General features: G+C 32.7%; 1 protein-coding gene and 1 pseudogene. Both read right to left on the reverse strand.

The window, feature by feature from the left end:
- Nucleotides 1-623 (reverse strand): phage tail-like protein (locus AC4FQ3_RS22760; RefSeq protein WP_491183399.1); only part of this gene is annotated, 623 nt, incomplete at its 3' end.
- Between the two features lie 600 nt (nt 624-1,223).
- Nucleotides 1,224-2,438: pseudogene (locus AC4FQ3_RS22765) on the reverse strand (hypothetical protein); the annotation flags it as partial.

A 2,438-nucleotide genomic window follows, 5' to 3' on the forward strand; every position in this document is an offset into this window, starting at 1 on the left:
ACATAACTAAACTGTTTTGTTTCTGAATTATAGGTTACACTTCCGGCTGTCTGCTCTGAAATTTCCTTGATGAAATTCGTAACTTCCGTATTATTGAAAATTGTTGAAGCATTGGCAACAACATCACCTACTACATTAATAGTTACAGCATCACCTTTCTCATTTGTATAAACATAAACACCTTCTCCTTTGTTTTCAAGGATAGTAAGGGTTTCATTTGCTTTAATCATCTCACTGATATCAACTAACTGAGTGTTTCCCGCAGCATCTGTATAACTGAACACATTTGTAGTTGGATTGTAAGTTACACTTCCGGCAGCTCCTGAAGATTCTCCTGAGATAAGTATTCTATTCCATTTGTTATCAAACCAGTAATAGTACCCGGGTTTAATATCTGAGATTGCATTTGTATTAAAAACCAACAAACTTTCTACATTGCCTTTACCAATAGTAGTAGCATCTGTAGAGCTAGTTAGTTTTACTCTTGGTATCAACATACCTTTATCTGTAGCAAACACTTCTAATTGAGCTGAAGGACTAGGGTCCAATTTTCCTATACCTACCTGTGAGTAAGCTGAAAAACCTCCTAAGACAAAAAGTAAAGGGAGTAATCTATTCTTCATATTATTTAATCTTTAATGGGTTATTATTTTTCTTATACTATGGGATAGAAAAAAAATACTTTGCAAAAATTTGTAAAATCATAAACTAATACTAAACAACGTGTTAGATTAACAATCCGTCACTTAAAACTTATAATCAATAAATTTTACTGTTATTTTACTTTTGCTTTTTATAATTCAATTCCATCATATTTCTAAAAACTTACTAGTTATCAAACCATTAAGTTTGGAAGTGCAAAGTTCTCGTTAAATGAATCTTATTTATACCCGTAAAAGTTTTTAGTCTTATATATTAAGGTACAAACCACATCCATCGAAATAGAAAAACTCTTAAAGCAGTATAGGAAATGAAGAAAATCCTAACCTGCTTAAACACTTCTAATACTATTTATTGATATAAATATTTCTCTTTAGATAATTTTCACAAAACTCAAATTTGAGTTTTTAGAGGATTGTATGCATAAATCAACTATAAAAAATCAGGAGTCGATGAAATAAAATATATCAGAAAAAGCTTAAGCATATTTAATATGATTAAATGCAAGAAGCCCGATCACTACCATGATCGGGCTTCCAAAAAAAAAAAACAATATTATATGATTACATTGTATATGTGATCACATACCAAAATCTTCCATCTGATTGTAAAGTAACTTTCATACTTCCTGCAGTTGCACCTTGAAATAAGCTGGCCGCTAAATATGAATATTTATTTGCACTTGAATAATGTAGCTCATGATTAAAGTTTACCATTAAAGCAGTTTCTCCATCTGCTTTTACCATATCAAATTGGTTTATTACCAACATTCTTCCTTTACACAAGGTCGGGTCTGGAAGATTAATTGTGATATCACTAGTCATTCCCTCAGCGATAATTGTGTAATCTCCAGGAAGTACTGTATAATCAGCTTTAATTACTTCAATTGCCATAACACTAGGCGCTTTCCATGCTACTACTCCTGCTGCAGTAGTAGTTAATACATCTCCCACAACTGTTGAAGGAACAATATTAACTGTAGCTGCAGTGAATGTAGAACCTGTACCGCTTACTGCCAAAACAGTAGAAGGTGTTGTAGTTGTAATATCTGCAAGGTTTATTGTTGTTGACTGTTCGCCTTCTCCATTATAAACCAATGTTTTTGCTGTAGTATTATGTACTAACGTTGTGATAGTTTCCTTGCTATCAACAATTTTTGTAAGTTCATTTACAACATCAGTATTATTGAAAATTGTTGAAGCATTAGAAATAACATCTGAAACTACATTTATATCAGATGGAGCTCCTGCTTCATTTACATAAGTATAAGAACCTGATCCGTTATTGGTAAGCGTTGTAACTGTCTCACTTCCTTTGATAACATCGGCAATGTTCACCACTTGAGTGTTTCCGGCAACATCAACATAACTAAACTGTTTTGTTTCTGAGTTATACGTTACACTTCCGGCTGTCTGGTCTGAAATTTCCTTGATGAAATTTGTAACTTCTGGATTATTGAAAATTGTTGATGCATTAGCTACAACATCTCCAACTACATCAATAGTAACAGCATCACCTTTCTCATTTGTATAAACATAAACACCTTCTCCTTTGCTGTCAAGGGTAGTTAACGTTTCATCTGTCTTAATTATCTCAGTAATCCCTGTCTTGAAATCTGAATTATTGATAATTGTTGAAGCATTAGCAACAACATCTCCAACCACATCAATATTAACCTCAGTTCCTTCCTCATTTTTATAGGTATACAATCCCTCTCCTTTATTCTCAAGAGTTGTAACTGTCTCACTTCCTTTGATAACATCAGCAATGTTAACTAC

Source organism: Flavobacterium sp. AK-345, assembly GCF_058310175.1.